Below are 19,422 nucleotides of genomic sequence, written 5' to 3' on the forward strand. Positions count from 1 at the left end.
CAATACCGCGGATCATGCCAGACGGCGGAAGCGGTTGCCCGGCAGCCGCTCGGCCGCGCCCGCCAGTTCCATCTGCAACAGCGCCGCCGAGGCCGCCTCCGCCGCCATGCCGGCGCGCGCGCACAACACGTCGAACGTGACAGGATCATAGGCGAGCGCCGGGCCGAAAGCGTCGCCGGCGGTGGCCGGGCCAGGCGCGGGCGGCGCCGGGGCCGGCGTCACGGTCGCGGCGGTTGGCGGCACCTGCGGCAGGTCGCCGAATTCCTCCAGCACGTCGGCCGCCGTCTCCACCAGCTTGGCGCCTTGCCGGATCAGCTTGTGGCAGCCGCGCGATAGCTCGGCGTGGATCGAGCCGGGAATCGCAAAGACCTCGCGCCCGATCTCCGACGCCAGCCGCGCCGTGATCAGCGACCCCGAGCGCTCGGCCGCCTCCACCACCAGCACCCCGCGCGCCAGCGCCGCGATGATGCGGTTGCGGCGCGGAAAGTGGTTCGGCAGGCCCGGCGTGCCGAGTGGGAATTCGCTGACGATGGCGCCGCCCGCATCGACGATCTGGTGCGCCAGCTTGTGATGCCGCGCCGGATAGACGATGTCGACACCCGTGCCGACCACGGCCACGGTGCCGCCCGGCCCGGCCAGCGCCGCGGCATGCGCGGCGGCGTCGATGCCGAGCGCCAGGCCCGACACCACGCTCAGGCCGGCCTCGGAAAACGCCGACGCGAACGCGCCCGCGTTGCGCACACCCTGGGCCGTCGCATGGCGGGCGCCGACGATGCCGAGCGACGGGCGGCCCAGGCAGCCCGCGTCACCATTGACATAGAGCACCAGCGGCGGATCGGCCAGGTCGAGCAGGCGGGCGGGGTAGGCCGCGTCGGCCATCGTCACGAGATAGTGGCCGGGCTCGGCGAGCCACTGGATCGTGCGGGCAATGCGTGCGGAGACGTCGGCGTCTGGCGGGGCGGCCAGCAAGCGGGCGACGGCGGGCTCGGCAGCCTCGCGCAGCCGGGCCGCGCCCAGGGCCAGCAGCGCCTGCGGCAGCCCGAAGGCGGCCAGCAGGCGCCGGCCGGCCTGCGCGGAAACCCCGGGGGTGGCCGTCAGGCGCACCCAGGCAGCCACTTCGGCCGGGTCGCGTGTCGTATCGCTCATCGGTCACACCGTGGCCCGCGCCATGCGCAGGCCAGCCGGTTACTGCGGCGTGGTGGCCAGGTCGCCCACCTTCATGACGTTGCTGGCATCGGTGACCAGCGCGTAGGCCAGGCCCGGGAAGACGCGATAGACGTAGGCCAGCCCATAGCGGTCGTCCGGCAGCGTGATCGTGCGGTTGTTGTCGGTCGGATCCTTGACCACGCCGCCCACGCGCGACAGCGCCAGCACGTGCCCCGGCTCCAGGCCGCCATTGGTGCCCATGTTCAGCACCACTACCTGCTTGGCGCCGCCGTACTGGACGCCGCCATAGACCGCCGCGATATGGGCCTGCACCGGGGTGTCCGGCGCGTGCGGCACGTAGCGCACCAGTTCGCGGGCCGGTTGCGGCAGCAGCAGCGATCCGGCGCCCATTTCCTGCGGCGACTGCGTGGCTTCCACGGTCGACACGGCGTCGGGGCCCTCGGGGCCGCGCAGCACGCGCACGCTGCCCTGGAACTGCGCCTCATAGCCGATCACAGCCTGCGTGACCGGGTCGCGCACCGGCTGCGCGGGCGTGAACGCCTGCCAGTCGCTGCCGACCGCCGCGTCCGCCGGCGCAATGCCGCGCACGAAGCCGGTGTCGCCGCGGCCCATGTAAACGCGGGCGTCGGGCAGGGCGACGATGCGCGCCGAGGTGTCGATCGTGCCCTTGTCGACCACCAGCGGGCGCCGCAGGAACGGTTCGATGTCGGACGCCGGAATGCTCAGGATGGCGTCGCCGTCCGGGCCTTCGCCCCGCACGCGCGGCGACAGGCGGGCATCGCCGCCGCTGGCGCCGCCCGGCCCGGTGGTGGACAGGTACGCGCGGCCATCGCGCTGGATCAGGTACAGGATCTGGCCGGGGTAGATCAGGTGCGGATTGCGGACCTGCTGCCGGTTCATGCCCCACAGCGCCGGCCAGCGCCACGGCTGGCGCAGGTACTGGCCCGAGATGCCCCACAGCGTGTCGCCCGAGCGCACGGTGTACTGGCTGGGCGCGTTGGGCGCGAGTTCGGAAACGGGGATACCCTGCTGGGCAGTGACATCGGCCTCGGCCAGCTGCGCCGGGGAGACGCTAAGCTCCGCGGCCTGGACGGCCAGCGCGGCGCCGGCAGTGATGCCGGCAGCACATAGCATGCTGAGGGTGAACGCGTGCAGCCTGCGGCCCGACGCCGCCTGTTCTTTGGTAAGATCGCGCATTTTCCTGAACCGGTCGGGAGAACGACCGGATTGACCCTAGGTAGAGCGTGCCTGCTGCGGCGCGCCTTGAATTTTTGTACTAGCGCCCCGATTCTGCATGGAAACCCTGCACGCCGCAACGCCGGCCGGGCAGGCGACCGCAACCGGCGTTGCGCCCGAGCATCATGGCCAAACTCGACATCCTCACCTACCCCGATCCTCGCCTGCACAAGGTGGCCAAGCCCGTGGCGGTGGTGGACGACCGCATCCGCCAGCTCGTCCGCGACATGGCCGAAACCATGTACGACGCGCCCGGCATCGGCCTGGCCGCCACGCAGGTGGACGTGCACGAGCGCGTGATCACCATCGACATTTCCGAGACGCGCGACCAGCTCATGGTCTTCATCAACCCCGAGGTGGTCTGGGCCAGCGACAACCGCAAGGTCTGGGAAGAGGGCTGCCTGTCGGTGCCGGAAGTCTATGACCGCGTGGAGCGGCCGGACCGCGTCAAGGTGCGCGCGCTGAACGAGAAGGGCGAGACCTTCGAGATCGACGCCGACGACCTGCTGGCTGTATGTATACAGCACGAGATCGATCACCTGGACGGCAAGGTCTTCGTCGAATACCTGTCGCCGCTCAAGCTCAACCGCATCAGGAGCAAGCTCCAGAAGCGCGTGCGCGCCCGCATGTGAGGATGTAACAGGGGGCGGCCACCGGCGGTGGCGTCTGCTATCGTTACACCTTCCAACGCTTCATCCCGTACCGGCCGCCATGCGGCCGGTGTCGTTTCCACACGCGGATTTCTGTCATGACTCAAGCCCAGCCACTGCGCGTCGCGTTTGCCGGCACCCCCGAATTCGCGCGCGCGGCCCTTGAGGCCATCCACGCCGCCGGGTTTCCGGTGGTGGCCGTCCTGACCCAGCCGGACCGCCCCGCCGGGCGGGGCATGCAGTTGCAGGCCAGCCCGGTCAAGCAGTTTGCCATCGAGCAGGGCCTGGGCCCGCTGCTGCAGCCGCGCTCGCTGCGCCGCCACGGCAAGTACCCCGAGGAAGCCGGCGCCGCCGTCGACACGCTGGCCGACATCGCGCCCGACGTGATGGTGGTGGCCGCCTACGGCCTGATCCTGCCGGCCGAAGTCCTGGATCTGCCGCGCCATGGGTGCCTGAACATCCACGCCTCGCTGCTGCCGCGCTGGCGCGGCGCGGCGCCGATCCACCGTGCCATCGAGGCCGGCGATGCCGAGACCGGCATCACGCTGATGCAGATGGACGAGGGGCTCGACACCGGCGCGATGCTGTCGCGCGAGGCGGTGCCGATCGGCCCGCTGGACAGCACCGGCACGCTCCACGACACGCTGGCCGAACTGGGCGGGCGCATGATCGTCGACGCGCTGCGCCAGTTGGCCGCCGCCCAGCCGCTGGCCGCCACACCGCAGCCCGAGGCGGGCGTGACCTACGCCGAAAAGATCGCCAAGGACGAAGCGCCGCTGGACCTGACCCGTCCGGCCGCCGCGCTGGCCAACCAGGTGCGCGCGTTCAACCCGTTCCCGGGCGCGACGATCCAGGTGGGCGACACGCTGATCAAGTGCTGGCAGGCGCTGCCGCTGGCCGCCGCGACGAGCCTGCCGCATCCGCCGGGCACCGTGCTGGCGGCCGACGCCGCCGGCGTGATCATCGCGTGCGGCGGGGGCAGCGCATTGCAGGTGACCGAACTCCAGAAGCCGGGCGGCCGCCGCCAGCCGGCCCAGCAATTCCTGCAGGGCATGCCGCTGCCCCCCGGCACGCGCTGCCAGGTCCCCGGCACGCCCGGCTGACCTGCAAGGCCCGGGGCGGCGCCTGAGACACTTCCCGCGCCCCGCCCGCCCGGCGCACCCCGCCGCCAAAACCCTGCCGCCGACATTGAATTTCCGCGGCCCGGACCCTATCTAACGGTCATCGCGTCCCGCAGGGGCGGGTACGCGCGTGATCGAAACGATCGTTCTGGAGAGCAAGCCATGTTCAACTGGGTCAAGACCTTCATGCTGATGGCCGCCATCACGGCGCTGTTCATCGTCATCGGCGGAATGATCGGCGGACGCAGCGGCATGATGTTCGCGCTGCTGATCGCGCTCGGCATGAACTTCTTTTCTTACTGGTTCTCGGACAAGATGGTCCTGCGCATGTACAACGCGCAGGAAGTGGATGCCAGCACCGCGCCGCAGTTCTACAACATGGTGCGGGACCTGGCGCAGCGCGCACAGCTGCCCATGCCGCGCGTGTACCTGATCAACGAGGACGCGCCGAACGCGTTTGCCACGGGCCGCAACCCCGAGCACGCGGCGCTGGCCGCCACGACCGGCATCCTGCGCGTGCTGTCCGACCGCGAATTGCGCGGCGTGATGGCGCACGAACTGGCGCACGTGAAGCACCGCGACATCCTGACGTCGACCATCGCCGCCACCATGGCCGGCGCCATCTCGGCCCTGGCCAACATGGCGATGTTCTTCGGCGGGCGCGACGAGAACGGCAACCGGAGCAACCCGATCGCCGGCATCGCCGTGGCCATCCTGGCGCCGCTGGCCGCGTCGCTGATCCAGATGGCGATCTCGCGGGCGCGCGAGTTCGAGGCCGACCGCGGCGGCGCCGAGATCAGCGGCGACCCGCAGGCGCTGGCCGCCGCGCTGGACAAGATCCACCGCTACGCGCAGGGCATCCCGTTCCAGGCGGCCGAGGCGCACCCGGCCACCGCGCAGATGATGATCATGAACCCGCTGTCGGGCGGGGCCGTGGCCAACCTGTTCTCGACCCACCCGGCCACCGAGGAACGCATTGCGCGCCTGATGCACATGGCCCAGACCGGCACGTATCCGGCCTGACGCCCCGCGACTCCGGGTAAACTGCCCGCTGAGTTCCCTCCGGAACCGGCGGGCATTTTTGTGCCCGCGCCATTCCCCGACGTTGCCTGACAGATTTTTCCCATGCGCCTGCCTCACGATTCCCTTGCCTTCCAGATGCTCGGTGCCGCCGCGGCCGTTCGCGGCGTGCACGAAGGCACGGCCCTGCCGCAGGCCCTCGAAGACGTAGCCACCCAGTTGCGGCTGGACCGCGTGCGCGACGCCGCCACGCGCGGCGCGATCCAGGACCTGGCCTACCGCTCGGTGCGCCTGTTCGGCACCACGCGCGCGCTGGTCACCGAACTGGTGACGCGCCCGCCCGGCGCCCTTGTCGATTCGCTGCTGGCCGTGGCGCTGGCGCTGCTGATCGAGGGCGAGGACGGCGACGGCAGCAAGGTAGGCCGCGGCGGCTATGCCGCGTTCACCGTGGTCGACCAGGCCGTCAGCGCGGCGGCGTCCGAGCCCAAGACCGCGCATGCGCGGGGGCTGGTCAACGCGGTGCTGCGTCGATTCCTGCGCGAGCGCCAGTCGCTGATGCCGAAGGTCATGGCCGATGACGAAGCGCGCTGGAACCTGCCCGCGTGGTGGCTGGCGCAACTGCGCGGCGCCTATCCGGACCAGTGGATGGCGCTGGCCGAGCGCGTCAACGCGCGGCCGCCGATGACGCTGCGCGTCAACACCCGGCGCATCTCGGTGGCCGATTACCTGCAGGCGCTTGCCAACGCCGGGCTGGCCGGCGTGGCCGTGGGCGACCAGGCCGTGCGGCTGGTGCGCGCGTTCCCGGTGACGCAGATCCCCGGCTTTGCCGAGGGCGACGTGTCGGTGCAGGACGCCGGCGCGCAACTGGCCGCGCCGCTGTGCGAGGTGGCCGATGGCATGCGCGTGCTCGACGCCTGCGCCGCGCCGGGCGGCAAGACCGGTCACCTGCTGGAGCTGGCCGACATCCACGTCACGGCCGTGGAAAGCGACGCCGACCGCGCCGCGCGCATCCACGACAACCTGGCGCGGCTGGGTCAGCGTGCCGACGTGATCGTCGGCGATGCGAGCCGTCCGAAGGACTGGTGGGACGGACAGCCGTTCGACCGCATCCTGGCCGACGTGCCGTGCTCCGCGTCGGGCATCGTGCGGCGCCATCCCGATATCCGCTGGCTGCGGCGCGAATCGGACGTGGCCAGGCTCATGACCGAGCAGCGGCGCATCGTCTCGCAGCTCTGGCCGCTGCTGAAGCCGGGCGGCATCCTGGTCTACGTGACCTGTTCTATTTTCCCAACGGAAGGCGAGGCGCAGGCGCGCTGGTTTGGTGCGCAGCTTCCAGATGCGATACGATTGCAGGCGCCGGGGCAACTGCTGCCCGGCATCGAGGCGCCTGAAACGGCCGGTCGCGGGATTGCCGGCCAGGCAAGCCTGCCATCGGACCACGATGGCTTCTACTACGCCCGCTTCCAGAAACGCGCCTGAACCCATCCACCCATGCCCAGCCTGCTGCGCCTGTTCGTCCTACGTGCCCCCGGCCGCGCGGTGCGCGGATGGCCGGCAGCACCGCTGGCCGGCGCGTGGGGGCTGTGCCGCGCGTGGTATGCCGTGGCGCTGCTGATGCTGGCGCTGCTGGTGCACGTGCCCCATGCCAGCGCGCAGCTGATCGAGACCACCGAGGCGCGCATCGACTACCAGGACGGCGGCTTCGAGCTTGCCGCGGCGTTCGACTTCGACCTGCCGCCGGCGCTGGAAGACGCGCTGCATAAAGGCATCTCGCTCTATTTCGTCGTCGACTTCCAGTTGTCGCGCGCGCGCTGGTACTGGTTCGACGAGAAGCCGGTCAACACGTCGCGCGCCGTGCGGCTGTCGTACCAGCCGCTGACGCGGCAGTACCGGGTCTCCACCGGCGGCCTGCAACTGCCGTTCAACCGCCTGAAGGGCGCGCTGCAGTTCATCCAGCAGGTGCGCGGCTGGCGCGTGTTCGAGCGCCGGGACGTCAAGCTGGGCGAGACTTATCACGCCGAGACACGCATGCGGCTGGACCTCTCGCAGCTGCCCAAGCCGTTCCAGATCAACGCGGTGAATACGCGCGACTGGAACCTGTCGTCGGACTGGAAGCGCTTCAACTACACGGTGCCGACGAATCTCGACGCGCCGCCACCCCCGCCGCCGCCCGCGCCCCCCGTGGCGCCACCCGCGCCGCCGGCCATGCCGGGATCGGCGCCCGCGCCCGCGTCGGCCCCGTCGGCCGAGGTGCGCACGCCGTTCGCGCAGACCGTGTCGAACGTGCTGTCGCCCAACCAACTGGTCCAGCCGGCCAGCCAGCCATGAACCGCAATCCATGGGATAGCAAGTTCCGCCGCGTGCTGTATCGCGTGGTGGTGGCGATCATCGTCTTCCTGGCGCTGGTGCTGGTGGGGCTGCTGGCCGGGGCATCGGCCAATACCGAGTTCTTCGACCGCTATTTCACGCTGCTCTTCAAGGTCAACCTGGTCGTTGGCGCGCTGCTGGTGCTGACGGTGGGCGCGCTGGCGCTGACGCTGTGGATCCGCTACCGGCGCGGCAAGTTCGGCACGCGGCTGATGAGCAAGCTGGCCGTGTTCTTTGGCGTGGTGGGCGTTCTGCCGGGCGTGCTGATCTACCTGGTGTCGCTGCAGTTCGTGTCGCGCAGCATCGAATCGTGGTTCGACGTGCGCGTGGAGAACGCGCTGGAGGCGGGCCTGAACCTGGGCCGCTCCACCATCGACAGCCAGCTTGCCGACCTGCAGGGCAAGGCGCGGCTGATGGCGGACCAGCTTACCGGCGCGTCGAGCATGGCCAGTTCGCTGCAGCTCAACCGGCTGCGCGAGCAGTACGGCATCCAGGAAGCGGCGATCTTCACCGGCAGCGGCCGCGTGCTGGCCACCGCGTCCAGCAGCTACGCCGCGCTGGTGCCGGACATCCCCTCGGGCGTGCTGGCCGAGCAGGCCCGCATGGCCGGTGGCTATGCGGCCGTGGAAGGCGGCACCGACCCCACGGGCGGCGACAAGCCGCCGGTCAACGTCGACAGCAGCCACCTGTACCGCATCCGCGTGATCATCCCGCTGGGCCCGGCGCCGGCCGCCACGCCCGACGATGCCGAGCAGGCCAGCGCCAACGCCGCCGCGGCCGCCGCGCGCGCCCGCAGCCGGCTGGTGCCGCCGGGCAGCCGCTGGGCCGGCTCGGGCCTGTCGATCGAACGCCGCCCGGAAGACGCGCCCGCCACCGGCTTCGGCCTGGTCGGCGACACCGTGCGCGAGGAACGCTACCTGCAGGTGGTGCACCCGGTGCCGGCCGTGCTGGCGCGCAATGCCGACGAAGTTCAGCGCGCGTACCAGGAATACCAGGAAAAGGCGCTGGGCCGCACGGGCCTGCGCAAGATGTACATCGGCACGCTGACGCTGACGCTGTTCCTGGCCGTGTTCATCGCCGTGATGCTGGCGCTGCTGCTGGGCGGCCAGCTTGCGCGGCCGCTGCTGATGCTGCTGCAGGGGACGAAGGAGGTGGCCGAGGGCGACCTGTCGCCCAAACGCGAACTGAAAAGCCGCGACGAGCTGGGCCAGTTGACGCAGCAGTTCAACCAGATGACGCGCCAGCTTGCCGAGGCCCGCATGGCGGTGGAAGACAACCGCGTGGCGCTGGAGCAGTCGAAGGCATACCTGGAAAGCGTGCTGCAGAATCTGACCGCCGGCGTGCTGGTCTTCGACCGCCGCTTCACGCTGATCACGGCCAACCCCGGCGCCGAGCGCATCTTCCGCCAGCCGCTGGGCGGCGTGCTGGGCCAGCCGGTGGAGCAGATTCCGGGCATGGGCGACTTCGCCGATATCGTGCGGCAGGCGTTTTCCGAGCAGACCACGCGCGAGGTGCTGGGCGGCGCGCAGCACTGGCAGAAGCAGATCGAACTGCCCCAGGGCGACGAGGAACAGCCGCTCACGCTGCTGGTGCGCGGCGCCCACCTGCCGGGCGGCAGCCGCGACGAACCGGGCTACGTGGTGGTGTTCGACGATATTTCAGACGTGATCTCGGCCCAGCGCTCGGTGGCGTGGGGCGAGGTGGCGCGGCGGCTGGCCCACGAGATCAAGAATCCGCTGACGCCGATCCAGCTATCGGCCGAGCGCCTGCAGATGAAGCTGTCGCCCAAGCTGGAACAGTCCGACGCGGAAGTGCTCAAGCGCGGGGCCACCACGATCGTTAACCAGGTAGCGGCGATGAAACGCATGGTGGACGACTTCCGCGACTATGCGCGGACGCCGCCGGCGGTGATGCAGTCGCTGGCGCTGAACGGCCTGGTGGCGGAGGTGCTGCACCTGTACGGCATCGACGATCCGGCCGTGCACGAGCACCCGGTGATTCATGCGGCGCTGGGCCCCAGCCTGCCTGAAATCAAGGGCGATCCCACGCAACTGCGCCAGGTCATCCACAACCTGCTGCAGAATGCGCAGGATGCGGCGGCGGACAACGTCGCGGCCGGTAGGGCGGCGCCCCATATCACTCTGCACACCGAGACTGTAGAATACAAAGATTCCGCCGGCGAAGACCGGCAAGCCGTCAAGTTGTCCATTACGGACAATGGTCCCGGATTCGCACCGCGCATCCTGAGTCGAGCGTTCGAACCGTATGTGACCACGAAAGCCAAGGGTACGGGTCTCGGGCTGGCGATGGTGAAGAAGATCATTGACGAACATGGCGCGCGCATCGAACTGCGCAATCGCATGAACGGTAGCGAGATCACGGGTGCCCAGATCTCGATCCTGTTCGTTAAGCTGGCTTAGTCAATCTAGCGCACCGGCGCCTCCGGTCTGCGCTGCGGTGGGGTTAAGAGGGGAAGTATGGCAACGATCCTCGTAGTCGATGACGAAATGGGAATCCGGGAACTGCTCTCGGAGATCCTCAGTGACGAAGGACATGTGGTCGAGCTGGCGGAAAACGCCCAGAAGGCGCGCGAATTCCGCGCGCAGGCCACACCCGACCTGGTGCTGCTCGATATCTGGATGCCGGATACCGACGGCGTCACGCTGCTCAAGGAGTGGTCGGCGCAAGGCTATCTGACGATGCCGGTGATCATGATGTCCGGCCACGCCACGATCGATACCGCCGTGGAAGCGACCAAGATCGGCGCGCTGAACTTCCTGGAAAAGCCCATCGCGCTGCAGAAGCTGCTGTCGGCCGTGGAAGCCGGGCTGGCCCGCGGCGTCGAGCGCCCGCGCACCGCCCCCGTGGCCGCCGCCCCGATGACGCCGTCCGGCACGCCCGAAGCGCCCGGCACCGTCGCCGCGCCGGCCGAGACGCCCGCCGAGACCGCCACCAACGGCAACCCGTCGCGCGGCGTGCCCGAGGGCGAGATGCAGTTCTCGTTCGACATGCCGCTGCGCGAAGCACGCGACCTGTTCGAACGGGCCTACTTCGAATACCACCTGGTGCGCGAACACGGCAGCATGACGCGCGTGGCCGAGAAAACGGGCCTGGAGCGCACGCACCTCTACCGCAAGCTCAAGCAGCTTGGCGTGGAACTGGGCCGCAACAAGCCCGAGCCAACCGAGCAGTAAGCGCCGCTCAGAAAACGCTTGACGCGTCCGGTCCCGCCCGTTATAGTTTCGCTTCTTTGGCCCGGTAGCTCAGTCGGTAGAGCAGAGGATTGAAAATCCTTGTGTCGGCGGTTCGATTCCGTCCCAGGCCACCAGAATTCGCAAACGGACGCTTTGGCGTCCGTTTTTGTTTTGCGTCGCAGTTCCGTCGCGTGCTCTCGCCCGAGAGCCACCATCCACGCCACATCTCCTGGCATTCAGCTAGACCCATCCCGCTGCACGAAGCCGAAGTCTTCGGCTCATCGCTCGCACGCCAAAAATCCTGCTGCCGTCAGCTCTGCTGACGAGTGTCAACGAACGGACCTGCCAGCCAGTAGTACGGTTCGAACGCTGCACGTCGGCTGTGCCTGGCGCAAGCGGCAAAACTAATATTCGTGCTGAAAAACTAATAAAAAACGTATAATAGGGTCTCCATGGAAAAGCCATTGGAAAACACGATCCTCTGGTCGGTGAAGGCTGCCAAGGAGTTACGCAAGCTGGACCCTCAGCATCAGAGGCCGATACGCGATGGAGTGGACGCATTGAGGGGCATGCCGGACTGCGCCAACGTCAAGCAGCTTAAAGGCGAGACGTCCGGCTACAGGCTGCGGATTGGAAACTATCGCGTGATATTCGATTTCGATGGGAAGGTGAGGATCGTGTCGATACAGGAAGTGAAACTTCGAAACGAACAGACCTACTGACAGACGGCCCGGAGCAAACCGGCCCCACCGCACCCACGCATATCAACAGGGGCATCCCATGAACGCACCCAACAACTTCCAGATCATCCACGGCCCGGACGGCAAGCCGGAGTATGTGGTGGTCCCTTACGCCCAGTACATGGCTGAACGGCGCGCCGAGCGGCAGCGCGATCCCAACTACGTGCCGCACGAAGTGGTCAGCCGCGCTGTCGATGGCGCAACGCCGGTGAAGGCGTGGCGCGAACATCTGGGCTTCACACAGGCCCAGGTGGCAGCGAAGCTGGGCATCACGCAGGGCGCCTACGCCCAGCAGGAAAGCAGCGACAAGCTGCGCAAGTCGAGCCGCGAGAAGATCGCCGCCGCACTGGGCATCGCGCCCCAGCAGCTCGACTGGTGACAGATTCCCGCCCGGCTGGCGCTTGATCGAGCCAGCCCTGACGGCTACATCCTCACCAATCCCACCCCCACCATCTTCCCCGCCCGCCGCACGCCGATCTCCGCGGTTTTCGGGTCTTCCAGCCGTGCCTCGATCTGCGCGCTGGTCAGCGTTGCCACGTCCGTCTTGTCGATCGTGACGATGACGTCGGCCTCGCGTGCGCCACTGCGACCGAGTCGGCCTTCCGGGGTCAGGGCTTGCACGCGGATGCCGGCGTCGGTGCGGGTCAGGGCCGCGCCGAGCGTGGAGACTTGGCTGTCGCGCGCGTCGGGGGTCATGTCGAAGCAGAAGCGGTAGTGGCGGAAGTCGAGCTCGAAGCGGTCCATCCGGGCCAGGACGCCCAGGCCGATCTGGGGGCTGATGTCGCGGCGTTCCACGGACAGCTTCGGCAGCCGCTGGCGGCCGATCTGCATGCCGGCCAGCAGGCCCTCGCGTGCGAACGCAGGCTCGCCGGACAGGCCGTGGCCCCAGGTCCAGCCCAGGCCGTCGAATTCGCGGGCGTCGGCCATGCGGTCGAAATCGTCAGTCGGAATCGTCAGTTCGCCGTTCGAGCCGGTGTCGATGCCCAGGAAGCCGCCGCGGTCCGGCGGCAGCGCGTAGGGGATTACCGGCATGCGCTGCGACGTTTCCAGCGTCAGGAACGTGCACTGCTGCCAGTCGTGCGCGGGCGGGGTGTCAGCGTATGCGGTCAGGCGGCCTTCCACATGGTCGGCACGCCACGTCAACTGGCGCATGGCCTCGATGCCCAGGATGCCGTCGATGGGCCGGTTCGCGCGGGCGTTGAAGCCGTCGAGGTCGGACACCATCGCGAGCTGCCCGGCCGGGATGGACCAGTGCTGGATGCGCAGCGCCGGCGCCAGGCCCAGCGGCATCCATGTCGATCCGGTCGGCGTCTCCACTTCCAGTCCCGACGCATCGACGGGCCGCAGGATCGCTCCCTGCGCCAGCAGGCGGTCGCGGTCTGCCTGCGCGAGCGGCCGGGTGGCGACCGGGCCATCGGCATCGAACAGCGCGAACGTGGTGCCGGTGTCCAGCAGGATGCGCAGCGGCTGGCCGCTGGCGTCGGTGGCGTCGGCGATCCAGCGCTCGCCGCGTGCGATGGGCAGGGTCAACACGGCCGCGGAGGCCGCGCGCGGGGTGGGTGCGGGAGCGGCGGCGGGCTGGATGCCGCAGCCTTGCAGGACGGCGATGCCGAGCGGCAGCGCCGCGACGAGACGGAACGGTTTCATGGTCGAGGGGATACGCCAGGATGCTTTCTGGCGGCCACTCTAAGCACTCCCCGTCCCGTGGCCTAGCAATGCAACGGCGCTGTCACGCTTTGCGTAAATCGACGAATTCCGGCCTCCGAAGGCTCAGCCGAACAGTTCCTCGGCCACGCTCGGATGCAGCGGCATCGTCGTCTTCAGATGCGACGCCTTGACGCCCAGCCGCAGCGCCAGCGCCATGGTCTGGACGATTTCCGGTGCCGCGCCGTCCATCAGATGCACGCCGAGCAGGCGGTCGTTGCGCGCGTTGAACACGAGCTTGAACACCGACGGCTGCGGCACGCCGCCGAAGCGGTTTTCCAGCGACACGAAGCGCCGGATCTCCGTACGCACGCGGTCGGCCTTGCCGCCGGCTTCCTCGATGGCCTGCGCCTCGGTCAGCCCCACGGCGCCGATGGCCGGCTCGCAGAACACGGCCGTCGGCACGAAATCGAAGTCGACACGGTCGCCGCGCTTGCCGTACAGCCGGTCGGCAAGCCACCGGCCCTGCGCCACGGCCACCGGCGTCAGGTGCACGTTGTCGGCCATGCAGTCGCCGATGGCGTGGATGGCGCGCACGCTGCTGCGGAACTGCCGGTCGACGACGATGCCACCCTTGCGGTCGAGCTTCACGCCGAGCGCTTCCAGCCCCAGCTCCGACACGTTCGGCTTGCGCCCGATGGCCGCCAGCGCCGCCTGCGCGCGCACCGTCTGCTGGCGGCCGGGGTTGTCGGCCTGCGTGTAGCACACCTCGAAGGCACCGTTGGACTGCGACACCATCGACACCTCCGCGCGAAAGTGGACGCGGATACCCTTGGCGACCAGCGCCTCGGCCAGCGCGGCGGCGATGTCGTGGTCGAACTTCGGCAGCAGCCTGTCCTCGCGCACCAGCAGGTCCACCTTGACGCCATAGCGCGACAGAATCGACGCCATTTCCACCGCGATATACCCGCCGCCGATCACCACGATCGATGCCGGCACCGTCTGCCACGTGAACAGGTCGTCCGACGAGCTGACCAGCTCGCCGCCCGGCACGGGCAAGTCGATGGGGCTGGCGCCCGTGGCGATCAGCACCTTGCCGGCGCGCACCACCTCGTTGCCGACCAGCACGTCGCCCTGGTCGTTGAACGTGGCCGCGCCGTGCCAGATCTCGACGCCGGCCTCGTTGAGCCGCTGCTTGTACGAGGCATTGAGCCGCGCCACCTCGGCGTTCACGCGCACGATGGCGTCGCGCCAGTCTTCCTTGCCGCCCGTGTGCGACAGGCATGTGGACAGGATCGACGCCCACCCGGCGCCGTACGACAGCATCTTCTTCGGCACGCAGCCGCGGTTGACGCAGGTGCCGCCGATGGCGTCGCGTTCCACCAGGATCACGCGCGCGCCGAGCGATGCGGCGCGCCGCGCGGCGGCCACGCCGCCCGAGCCGGCGCCGATGACCACGAGGTCTGCCTGGCGGGCCTTCGGTTTCGCGTCGCGCCGGCGCGGCACGCGCTCCACCACCGGTTCGGCGCTGGCCTCGCTGGCACGGCGGCGCGGCTTGGTGGCCGGTGCCGGGGTTGGGGTTTCGGTTGATGCCTGACGTCTTGCCATTCAATCCTCCTTGCCTGTCCGGCGTATCGCGCGAAAGGACGATACCGCCGCTTGCCAACCAATCGACCGGCGCCACCGGGGGCGCGTTCCCGCTATGTCGCCGGCAGCAGTTCCTTCTGGATGTCGGGCCACTCGCGCAGGAACGTCGCCGCGTCGCGCCGGCCCAGCTCGTAAGCGTGTGTCATGGCTTCGGGCCGCGTGTAGTCCCAGCTCGAAATCGGCACGCGCTGCGACGGCTGCAGGTACAGCCGCCGCTGGCCGCCGGTTTCGATGACGAAGCGGCGCGGGCGCGGATAGAGCCGCGTCACCAGCACCAGCACGTTGCCCGGCGCGGCGTCGAGCGCATCGACGGGTACGTTGTCGACCAGCCCGCCGTCCAGCACCGCGCGGCCGTTACGGCGCAGCACCGGCGTGAACGGCGGCGTCGATGCCGACTGCAGCAGCAGGTCCGCCAGCGCCTCGGGCGAGCGGCAATCCTGCGCCAGCACGAATTCGGGGTGGAATCCCAGCTTGCGGCCCAGCCGCGGATGCAGCGTCTTGAGCAGGTGCTTGTCGATGTTGTACGCCAGCAGCCCGGCCGCCACGGCCAGGCGCGGGCCGGTCCAGCGCGGGATATGCGCCACGCCGATGCGGATCTCGGGCGCCTGCTGCAGCCGCTGCAGCCGGTTGTCGCCGAACAGCGACAGCAGCGCGTTGCGATAGATGCCGTAGTGCGGGAACACGCGCTCGCGCCGCAGCAGGTTGCCCCAGTACGCGTTACGCGCGTTGTTGGCCAGCACGTCGCGGTAGTAGGCCATGGTCTGGTGCGAATCGTGCGCATAGACCATGCAGGCCGTGGCGGCCCCGGCCGAGATGCCGGCGATCACGCGCGGCCGCAGGCCCAGTTCCGGCGCCACCGTGTCCCACCATCCGGCCTGCCACCAGCAGCGGTTGCCGCCGCCGGCAAAGACGATCTGGTCGAAGGGCTGGTGCGCGGACGTGGACATCGCGGGATTCAAAGCAGCGCGTAGGTGGTGGTGGCCTGCACGGCGAGCTTGCCGTCCTGGCCGGTCAGTTCGATCTCGCCGAACACGACCGTCTTGCCCAGGCGCAGCACGTTGGCCCGCACCTGCACGTCGCCGTCGATCACGGGACGCATGAAGTTGGTGGTCAGGCTGACCGTGGTCATCGGCCGGAACGCGCCGAGCGCGGCGGAAATGGCGACGATCATCGCCGTATCGGCCGCCGACATCAGCACCTGGCCGCACACCACGCCGCCGGCGTGGCGGAACGATTCCTGGAACGGCAGGCGCAGCGTCACGCCCTGCGCGTCCACGGCTTCGGCGCGCAGGCCAAGCTGGCGCACCCACGGGGCCAGCACGCGGTCGAGCGTGGCGTCGATGTCGGCAAGGGTGAAGGTGTTGGCAGGCACGTCCCGGTCTCCTCGGCGCGCGGATATGGTTTGCGCCAATGATACAGGGGCCGGACGCGCCCGCGCCCTCCGGGCGGCCATGCGGCCGGGGAGGGCGCCCGACGGGATCAGCCGGCGGCGGCCTACGCCGCGTTGTCGGCCGCGGCGCGCGCGGCCGTGCGACCGGCGTGCCAGCGCAGCAGGCGCGGGATCACGACCACGCCGACGGTCATCGCCAGGATGGTGGCCGAGATCGGCTGCTTGACGAACAGGCTCCAGTCGCCCTGGCCAATGGACAGCGCGTTGCGAAGCTGCTTCTCGGCAATCGGCCCCAGGATCAGGCCGACGATGACCGGCGCGGTGGGAAAGTCGAACCGGCGCATCGCCATGCCCAGCAGGCCGATCACGAACAGCAGCAGCAGGTCGAACCACGACTGGCGGATGCCGTACGCGCCCAGCCCCGCGAAGATCAGGATGCCGCCGTACAGCAGCGGCGTCGGCACGCGCAGCATGCGCACCCACAGGCCGATGGCCGGCAGGTTCAGCACCAGCAGCATCACGTTGCCGATGTACAGCGACGCCAGCAGGCCCCAGACCAGGTCGCCCGAGGTCTGGAACAGCATCGGCCCCGGCTGCAGGTTGTAGTTCTGGAACGCCGCCAGCAGGATGGCCGTGGTGTTCGACGTCGGGATGCCCAGCGTCAGCAGCGGCGCCAGCGTGGCGGTCACCGCCGCGTTGTTGGCCGCCTCCGGCCCAGCCACGCCCTCGATGGCGCCGACCTTGCCGAATTCGTCCTTGTGGTCGGACAGCTTCTTCTCGGCCGCATAGGACAGGAAGGTCGGGATCTCCGCGCCGCCGGCCGGGATCAGCCCGAACGGAAAGCCGATGAACGTGCCGCGGATCCACGCCGGGATCGACCGCTTCCAGTCGGACTTGTTCATGTGCACCGAACTGAGCCGGTTGAACGTGCCGTCCGGCTGCGGGAAGAACGCGTTGAACAGCGCCTCGCCCACCGCGAACAGGCCCACGGCCACCACCACGATGTCCACGCCGTCGTACAGCTCCTGGATGTTCATCGAATAGCGCGTCTGGCCCGACAGCGAGTCCATGCCGATCAGCCCGATACCCAGGCCCAGGAACAGGCTGGTCATGCCGCGCAGCAGCGACGAGCCCAGCACGGCCGATACCGTCGTGAACGCCAGCAGCATGATCATGAAGTACTCGCCCGGACCGAACTGCAGCGCCACGTCGGCCGCCACCGGCGCGAACATCGACAGCAGCACCGTGGCGATCGTGCCGGCCACGAACGACCCGATGGCGGCCGTGGCCAGCGCCGGGCCGGCGCGGCCGTTCTTGGCCATCAGGTTGCCTTCCATCGCCGTGACCATGGTCGACGACTCGCCCGGCGTGTTCATCAGGATCGACGTGGTCGAGCCGCCGTACATGGCGCCGTAGTAGATGCCGGCGAACATGATCAGCGCGGCGGTGGGTTCCACCTTGGCCGTGAGCGGCAGCAGCATGGCCACAGTCAGCGCCGGGCCGATGCCGGGCAGCACGCCGATGGCGGTGCCCAGGAAGCAGCCGACCAGCGCCCACATCAGGTTGATCGGCGTGATGGCCACGGCAAAGCCGTGCATGAGCTGGTTCAGGGTATCCATGTCAGGGTCCTCCCGTAGTTGCGGCGGCTCAGAAGCCGGCCACCGGCAGCAGCGGCAGGTTGATGCCGAGCAGGAAATCGAACAGCGCCCACATCGGCACCGTCAGCAGCAGGCCGATCAGCGCGTCGCGCACGATGCGGCGGCTGCCGTAGCCGCGCGCCACGCAGACCATCATCAGCGTCGACGAGAACACGAAGCCCAGCGTGCCGATCAGCGCCATGTTGGCCACCAGGCCGGCCGCCACCCACAGCAGCCCCTTGAAGTTGTGCGGGGCCGACGGCAGCTCGGCGTCTTCCTCGGGCATGTTGCGGAAGCCGCCGCGCACGCCCTGCCACAGCAGCAGCGCGCCGCACACGGCCAGGCCGATGGCCACCAGCGTGGGCACGAAGCGCGGCGACAGGCCGGCGTAGCCCTCGTCGCCCGAGATGCCCGGGATGCCGGCGAAGAAGAACACGGACAGCGCCAGGACGGCGGCGCCGATGCAGACGTGGGATGGTTTCATGGTGGGACTCTTCAGGGCGCCCGTCGCCCGCGCGGGCCAGGCGGCGGCCGCGGGGCAGGGCGACAGGGTGATTCGGGCTTGGGGGGCGGCGGGCCGGCGCGGGCCGGCGGCGGGTCCCCCGGCCGGGCGCGATCGTTACTTGGCCACGCCCAGTTCGCGCAGCGTGGCGCCCAGGCGCGCGGACTCGGCGTCCACGAACTTGCCGAACTCGTCGCCGGTCAGCAGGAACGGCGTCCAGTCGTTCTTCTGCAGCGCGTCCTTCCAGACCTTGTTCTCGGTGCCCTTGACCACCGCGTCGATCAGGGCCTTGCGCTGGTCGGCGCTGATGCCGGGCGCGCCGTAGACGCCGCGCCAGTTGTAGATTTCCACGTTGACGCCCTGTTCCTTGAGCGTCGGGATGTCGGCGGTGCGGTCCTTCGACGTCACGGCCAGCGCGCGCATCTTGCCGGTCTTGATGAACGGCAGGAATTCGGACACGCCGGCGATGCCCACGGTCACGTGGCCGCCCAGGATCGACGCCGACGCCTCGCCGCCGCCCTGGAACGGCACGTAGTTGATCTTCTTCGGGTCCACGCCCACGTCCTTGGCGATCAGGCCGGCCAGGATGTGGTCGATCGAACCCTTCGAGCCGCCGCCCCAGCTCACGCTGCCCGGGTTGGCCTTGAGCTGCGTGGTCAGGTCCTTCATCGACTTGATCGGCGAGCTGGCCGGCACCGTGATGACCATCGTGTCGGCAAACAGGCGTGCGATGGGCGTGGCGTTCTTGAGCGTCACCGGCGGGCGGTTGGTCTCGATGGCGCCCACCATCACCGCGCCGGTCACGATCAGCGCGTTGGGGTTGCCCTTGTCGGTGTTGACGAACTGGGTCAGGCCGATGGTGCCGCCCGCTCCGCCCTTGTTGTCGTAGGACGCCGTCTTGGCCGTGCCGGCCGCCACCATGGCCGCGCCGATGGAGCGGCCGGTCTGGTCGTAGCCGCCGCCGGGGTTGGCGCCGATCATCACCTTGAGGTTGTCCACCGCGTAGGCCGGGGCGGCCGCCACGGCGGCGGCCAGCGCGGCCGATGCGGCGAGGGCGTGGGTCAAGCGGGCAAGCGTGCGGGGCATCGCGGTCTCCTGTCTGTTCTT

At 69.4% G+C, this 19,422-nt stretch carries 18 protein-coding genes and 1 tRNA gene; 10 read left to right on the forward strand and 9 right to left on the reverse strand.

Going from position 1 to position 19,422, the window contains the following annotated elements:
* Nucleotides 1-12: 12 nt before the first annotated feature.
* Together dprA and EHF44_RS05635 are read right to left on the reverse strand one after the other, a co-directional pair.
* Nucleotides 13-1,146, reverse strand: a complete 1,134-nt coding sequence (dprA, locus tag EHF44_RS05630) for a DNA-processing protein DprA (protein WP_124682845.1) — start codon at nt 1,144-1,146, stop codon at nt 13-15.
* 39 nt (nt 1,147-1,185) lie between these two features.
* Entirely contained in the window at nt 1,186-2,364 is a 1,179-nt protein-coding gene (locus EHF44_RS05635; protein ID WP_124682846.1) for a LysM peptidoglycan-binding domain-containing protein, read from the reverse strand.
* Nucleotides 2,365-2,528: 164 nt separating this feature from the next.
* Here EHF44_RS05635 and def point away from each other — a divergent pair, with 164 nt between their 5' ends.
* From def to EHF44_RS05685, 10 genes are all read left to right on the forward strand, one after another.
* Nucleotides 2,529-3,035 carry a peptide deformylase gene (def, locus tag EHF44_RS05640; protein ID WP_124682847.1) on the forward strand — a complete coding sequence of 169 codons (507 nt, stop codon included), beginning with the start codon at nt 2,529-2,531 and terminating at the stop codon, nt 3,033-3,035.
* A 116-nt stretch (nt 3,036-3,151) separates the two neighbouring features.
* On the forward strand, nt 3,152-4,156 hold the full coding sequence (fmt, locus tag EHF44_RS05645) for a methionyl-tRNA formyltransferase (RefSeq protein WP_124682848.1): 1,005 nt from the start codon (nt 3,152-3,154) through the stop codon (nt 4,154-4,156).
* Nucleotides 4,157-4,336: 180 nt separating this feature from the next.
* On the forward strand, nt 4,337-5,197 hold the full coding sequence (gene htpX / locus EHF44_RS05650; protein WP_124682849.1) for a zinc metalloprotease HtpX: 861 nt from the start codon (nt 4,337-4,339) through the stop codon (nt 5,195-5,197).
* 102 nt (nt 5,198-5,299) lie between these two features.
* The gene (gene rsmB, locus EHF44_RS05655; RefSeq protein ID WP_124682850.1) at nt 5,300-6,673 is read left to right on the forward strand and encodes a 16S rRNA (cytosine(967)-C(5))-methyltransferase RsmB; all 1,374 of its coding nucleotides are present in this window, start codon (nt 5,300-5,302) and stop codon (nt 6,671-6,673) included.
* Nucleotides 6,674-6,685: 12 nt separating this feature from the next.
* Nucleotides 6,686-7,522, forward strand: coding sequence for a DUF4390 domain-containing protein (locus tag EHF44_RS05660; RefSeq protein WP_124682851.1), 837 nt, complete (start codon nt 6,686-6,688; stop codon nt 7,520-7,522).
* Entirely contained in the window at nt 7,519-9,981 is a 2,463-nt protein-coding gene (locus EHF44_RS05665; RefSeq protein WP_124682852.1) for a sensor histidine kinase, read from the forward strand. The genes EHF44_RS05660 and EHF44_RS05665 overlap by 4 nt, the downstream gene beginning before the upstream one ends.
* Nucleotides 9,982-10,038: 57 nt before the next feature.
* On the forward strand, nt 10,039-10,755 hold the full coding sequence (locus tag EHF44_RS05670; RefSeq protein ID WP_124682853.1) for a response regulator: 717 nt from the start codon (nt 10,039-10,041) through the stop codon (nt 10,753-10,755).
* A 58-nt stretch (nt 10,756-10,813) separates the two neighbouring features.
* Nucleotides 10,814-10,889: transfer RNA gene (locus tag EHF44_RS05675), tRNA-Phe, on the forward strand.
* A gap of 330 nt (nt 10,890-11,219) precedes the next feature.
* Complete coding sequence (locus EHF44_RS05680) at nt 11,220-11,477, forward strand: type II toxin-antitoxin system RelE family toxin (protein WP_367613704.1); 258 nt, start codon at nt 11,220-11,222, stop codon at nt 11,475-11,477.
* 58 nt (nt 11,478-11,535) lie between these two features.
* Nucleotides 11,536-11,874: a helix-turn-helix domain-containing protein gene (locus tag EHF44_RS05685; RefSeq protein WP_124682855.1), complete on the forward strand. Its 339-nt coding sequence runs from the start codon at nt 11,536-11,538 to the stop codon at nt 11,872-11,874.
* Between the two features lie 44 nt (nt 11,875-11,918).
* On the opposite strand, the gene EHF44_RS05690 is transcribed toward EHF44_RS05685, so the two are convergent.
* The 7 genes from EHF44_RS05690 to EHF44_RS05720 all read right to left on the reverse strand — a co-directional run bounded on the left by EHF44_RS05690 (nt 11,919) and on the right by EHF44_RS05720 (nt 19,401).
* On the reverse strand, nt 11,919-13,142 hold the full coding sequence (locus tag EHF44_RS05690) for a hypothetical protein (protein ID WP_124682856.1): 1,224 nt from the start codon (nt 13,140-13,142) through the stop codon (nt 11,919-11,921).
* Between the two features lie 123 nt (nt 13,143-13,265).
* Nucleotides 13,266-14,747 carry a dihydrolipoyl dehydrogenase family protein gene (locus EHF44_RS05695; RefSeq protein ID WP_124682857.1) on the reverse strand — a complete coding sequence of 494 codons (1,482 nt, stop codon included), beginning with the start codon at nt 14,745-14,747 and terminating at the stop codon, nt 13,266-13,268.
* Between the two features lie 92 nt (nt 14,748-14,839).
* The gene (locus tag EHF44_RS05700) at nt 14,840-15,733 is read right to left on the reverse strand and encodes a patatin-like phospholipase family protein (protein ID WP_124682858.1); all 894 of its coding nucleotides are present in this window, start codon (nt 15,731-15,733) and stop codon (nt 14,840-14,842) included.
* An 8-nt stretch (nt 15,734-15,741) separates the two neighbouring features.
* A complete protein-coding gene (locus EHF44_RS05705; protein ID WP_124682859.1) occupies nt 15,742-16,158 on the reverse strand; it encodes a PaaI family thioesterase in 417 nt (138 codons plus the stop codon).
* A gap of 122 nt (nt 16,159-16,280) precedes the next feature.
* Nucleotides 16,281-17,795 (reverse strand): tripartite tricarboxylate transporter permease, encoded by a 1,515-nt coding sequence (locus EHF44_RS05710; protein WP_124682860.1) that lies wholly within the window; start codon nt 17,793-17,795, stop codon nt 16,281-16,283.
* Between the two features lie 28 nt (nt 17,796-17,823).
* Complete coding sequence (locus EHF44_RS05715) at nt 17,824-18,297, reverse strand: tripartite tricarboxylate transporter TctB family protein (protein WP_124682861.1); 474 nt, start codon at nt 18,295-18,297, stop codon at nt 17,824-17,826.
* Between the two features lie 135 nt (nt 18,298-18,432).
* Nucleotides 18,433-19,401 carry a Bug family tripartite tricarboxylate transporter substrate binding protein gene (locus tag EHF44_RS05720; RefSeq protein WP_124682862.1) on the reverse strand — a complete coding sequence of 323 codons (969 nt, stop codon included), beginning with the start codon at nt 19,399-19,401 and terminating at the stop codon, nt 18,433-18,435.
* Nucleotides 19,402-19,422: the final 21 nt, after the last annotated feature.

Origin of the sequence: Cupriavidus pauculus, from assembly GCF_003854935.1 — a bacterium.
Taxonomy (GTDB): Bacteria; Pseudomonadota; Gammaproteobacteria; order Burkholderiales; family Burkholderiaceae; genus Cupriavidus; species Cupriavidus pauculus_C.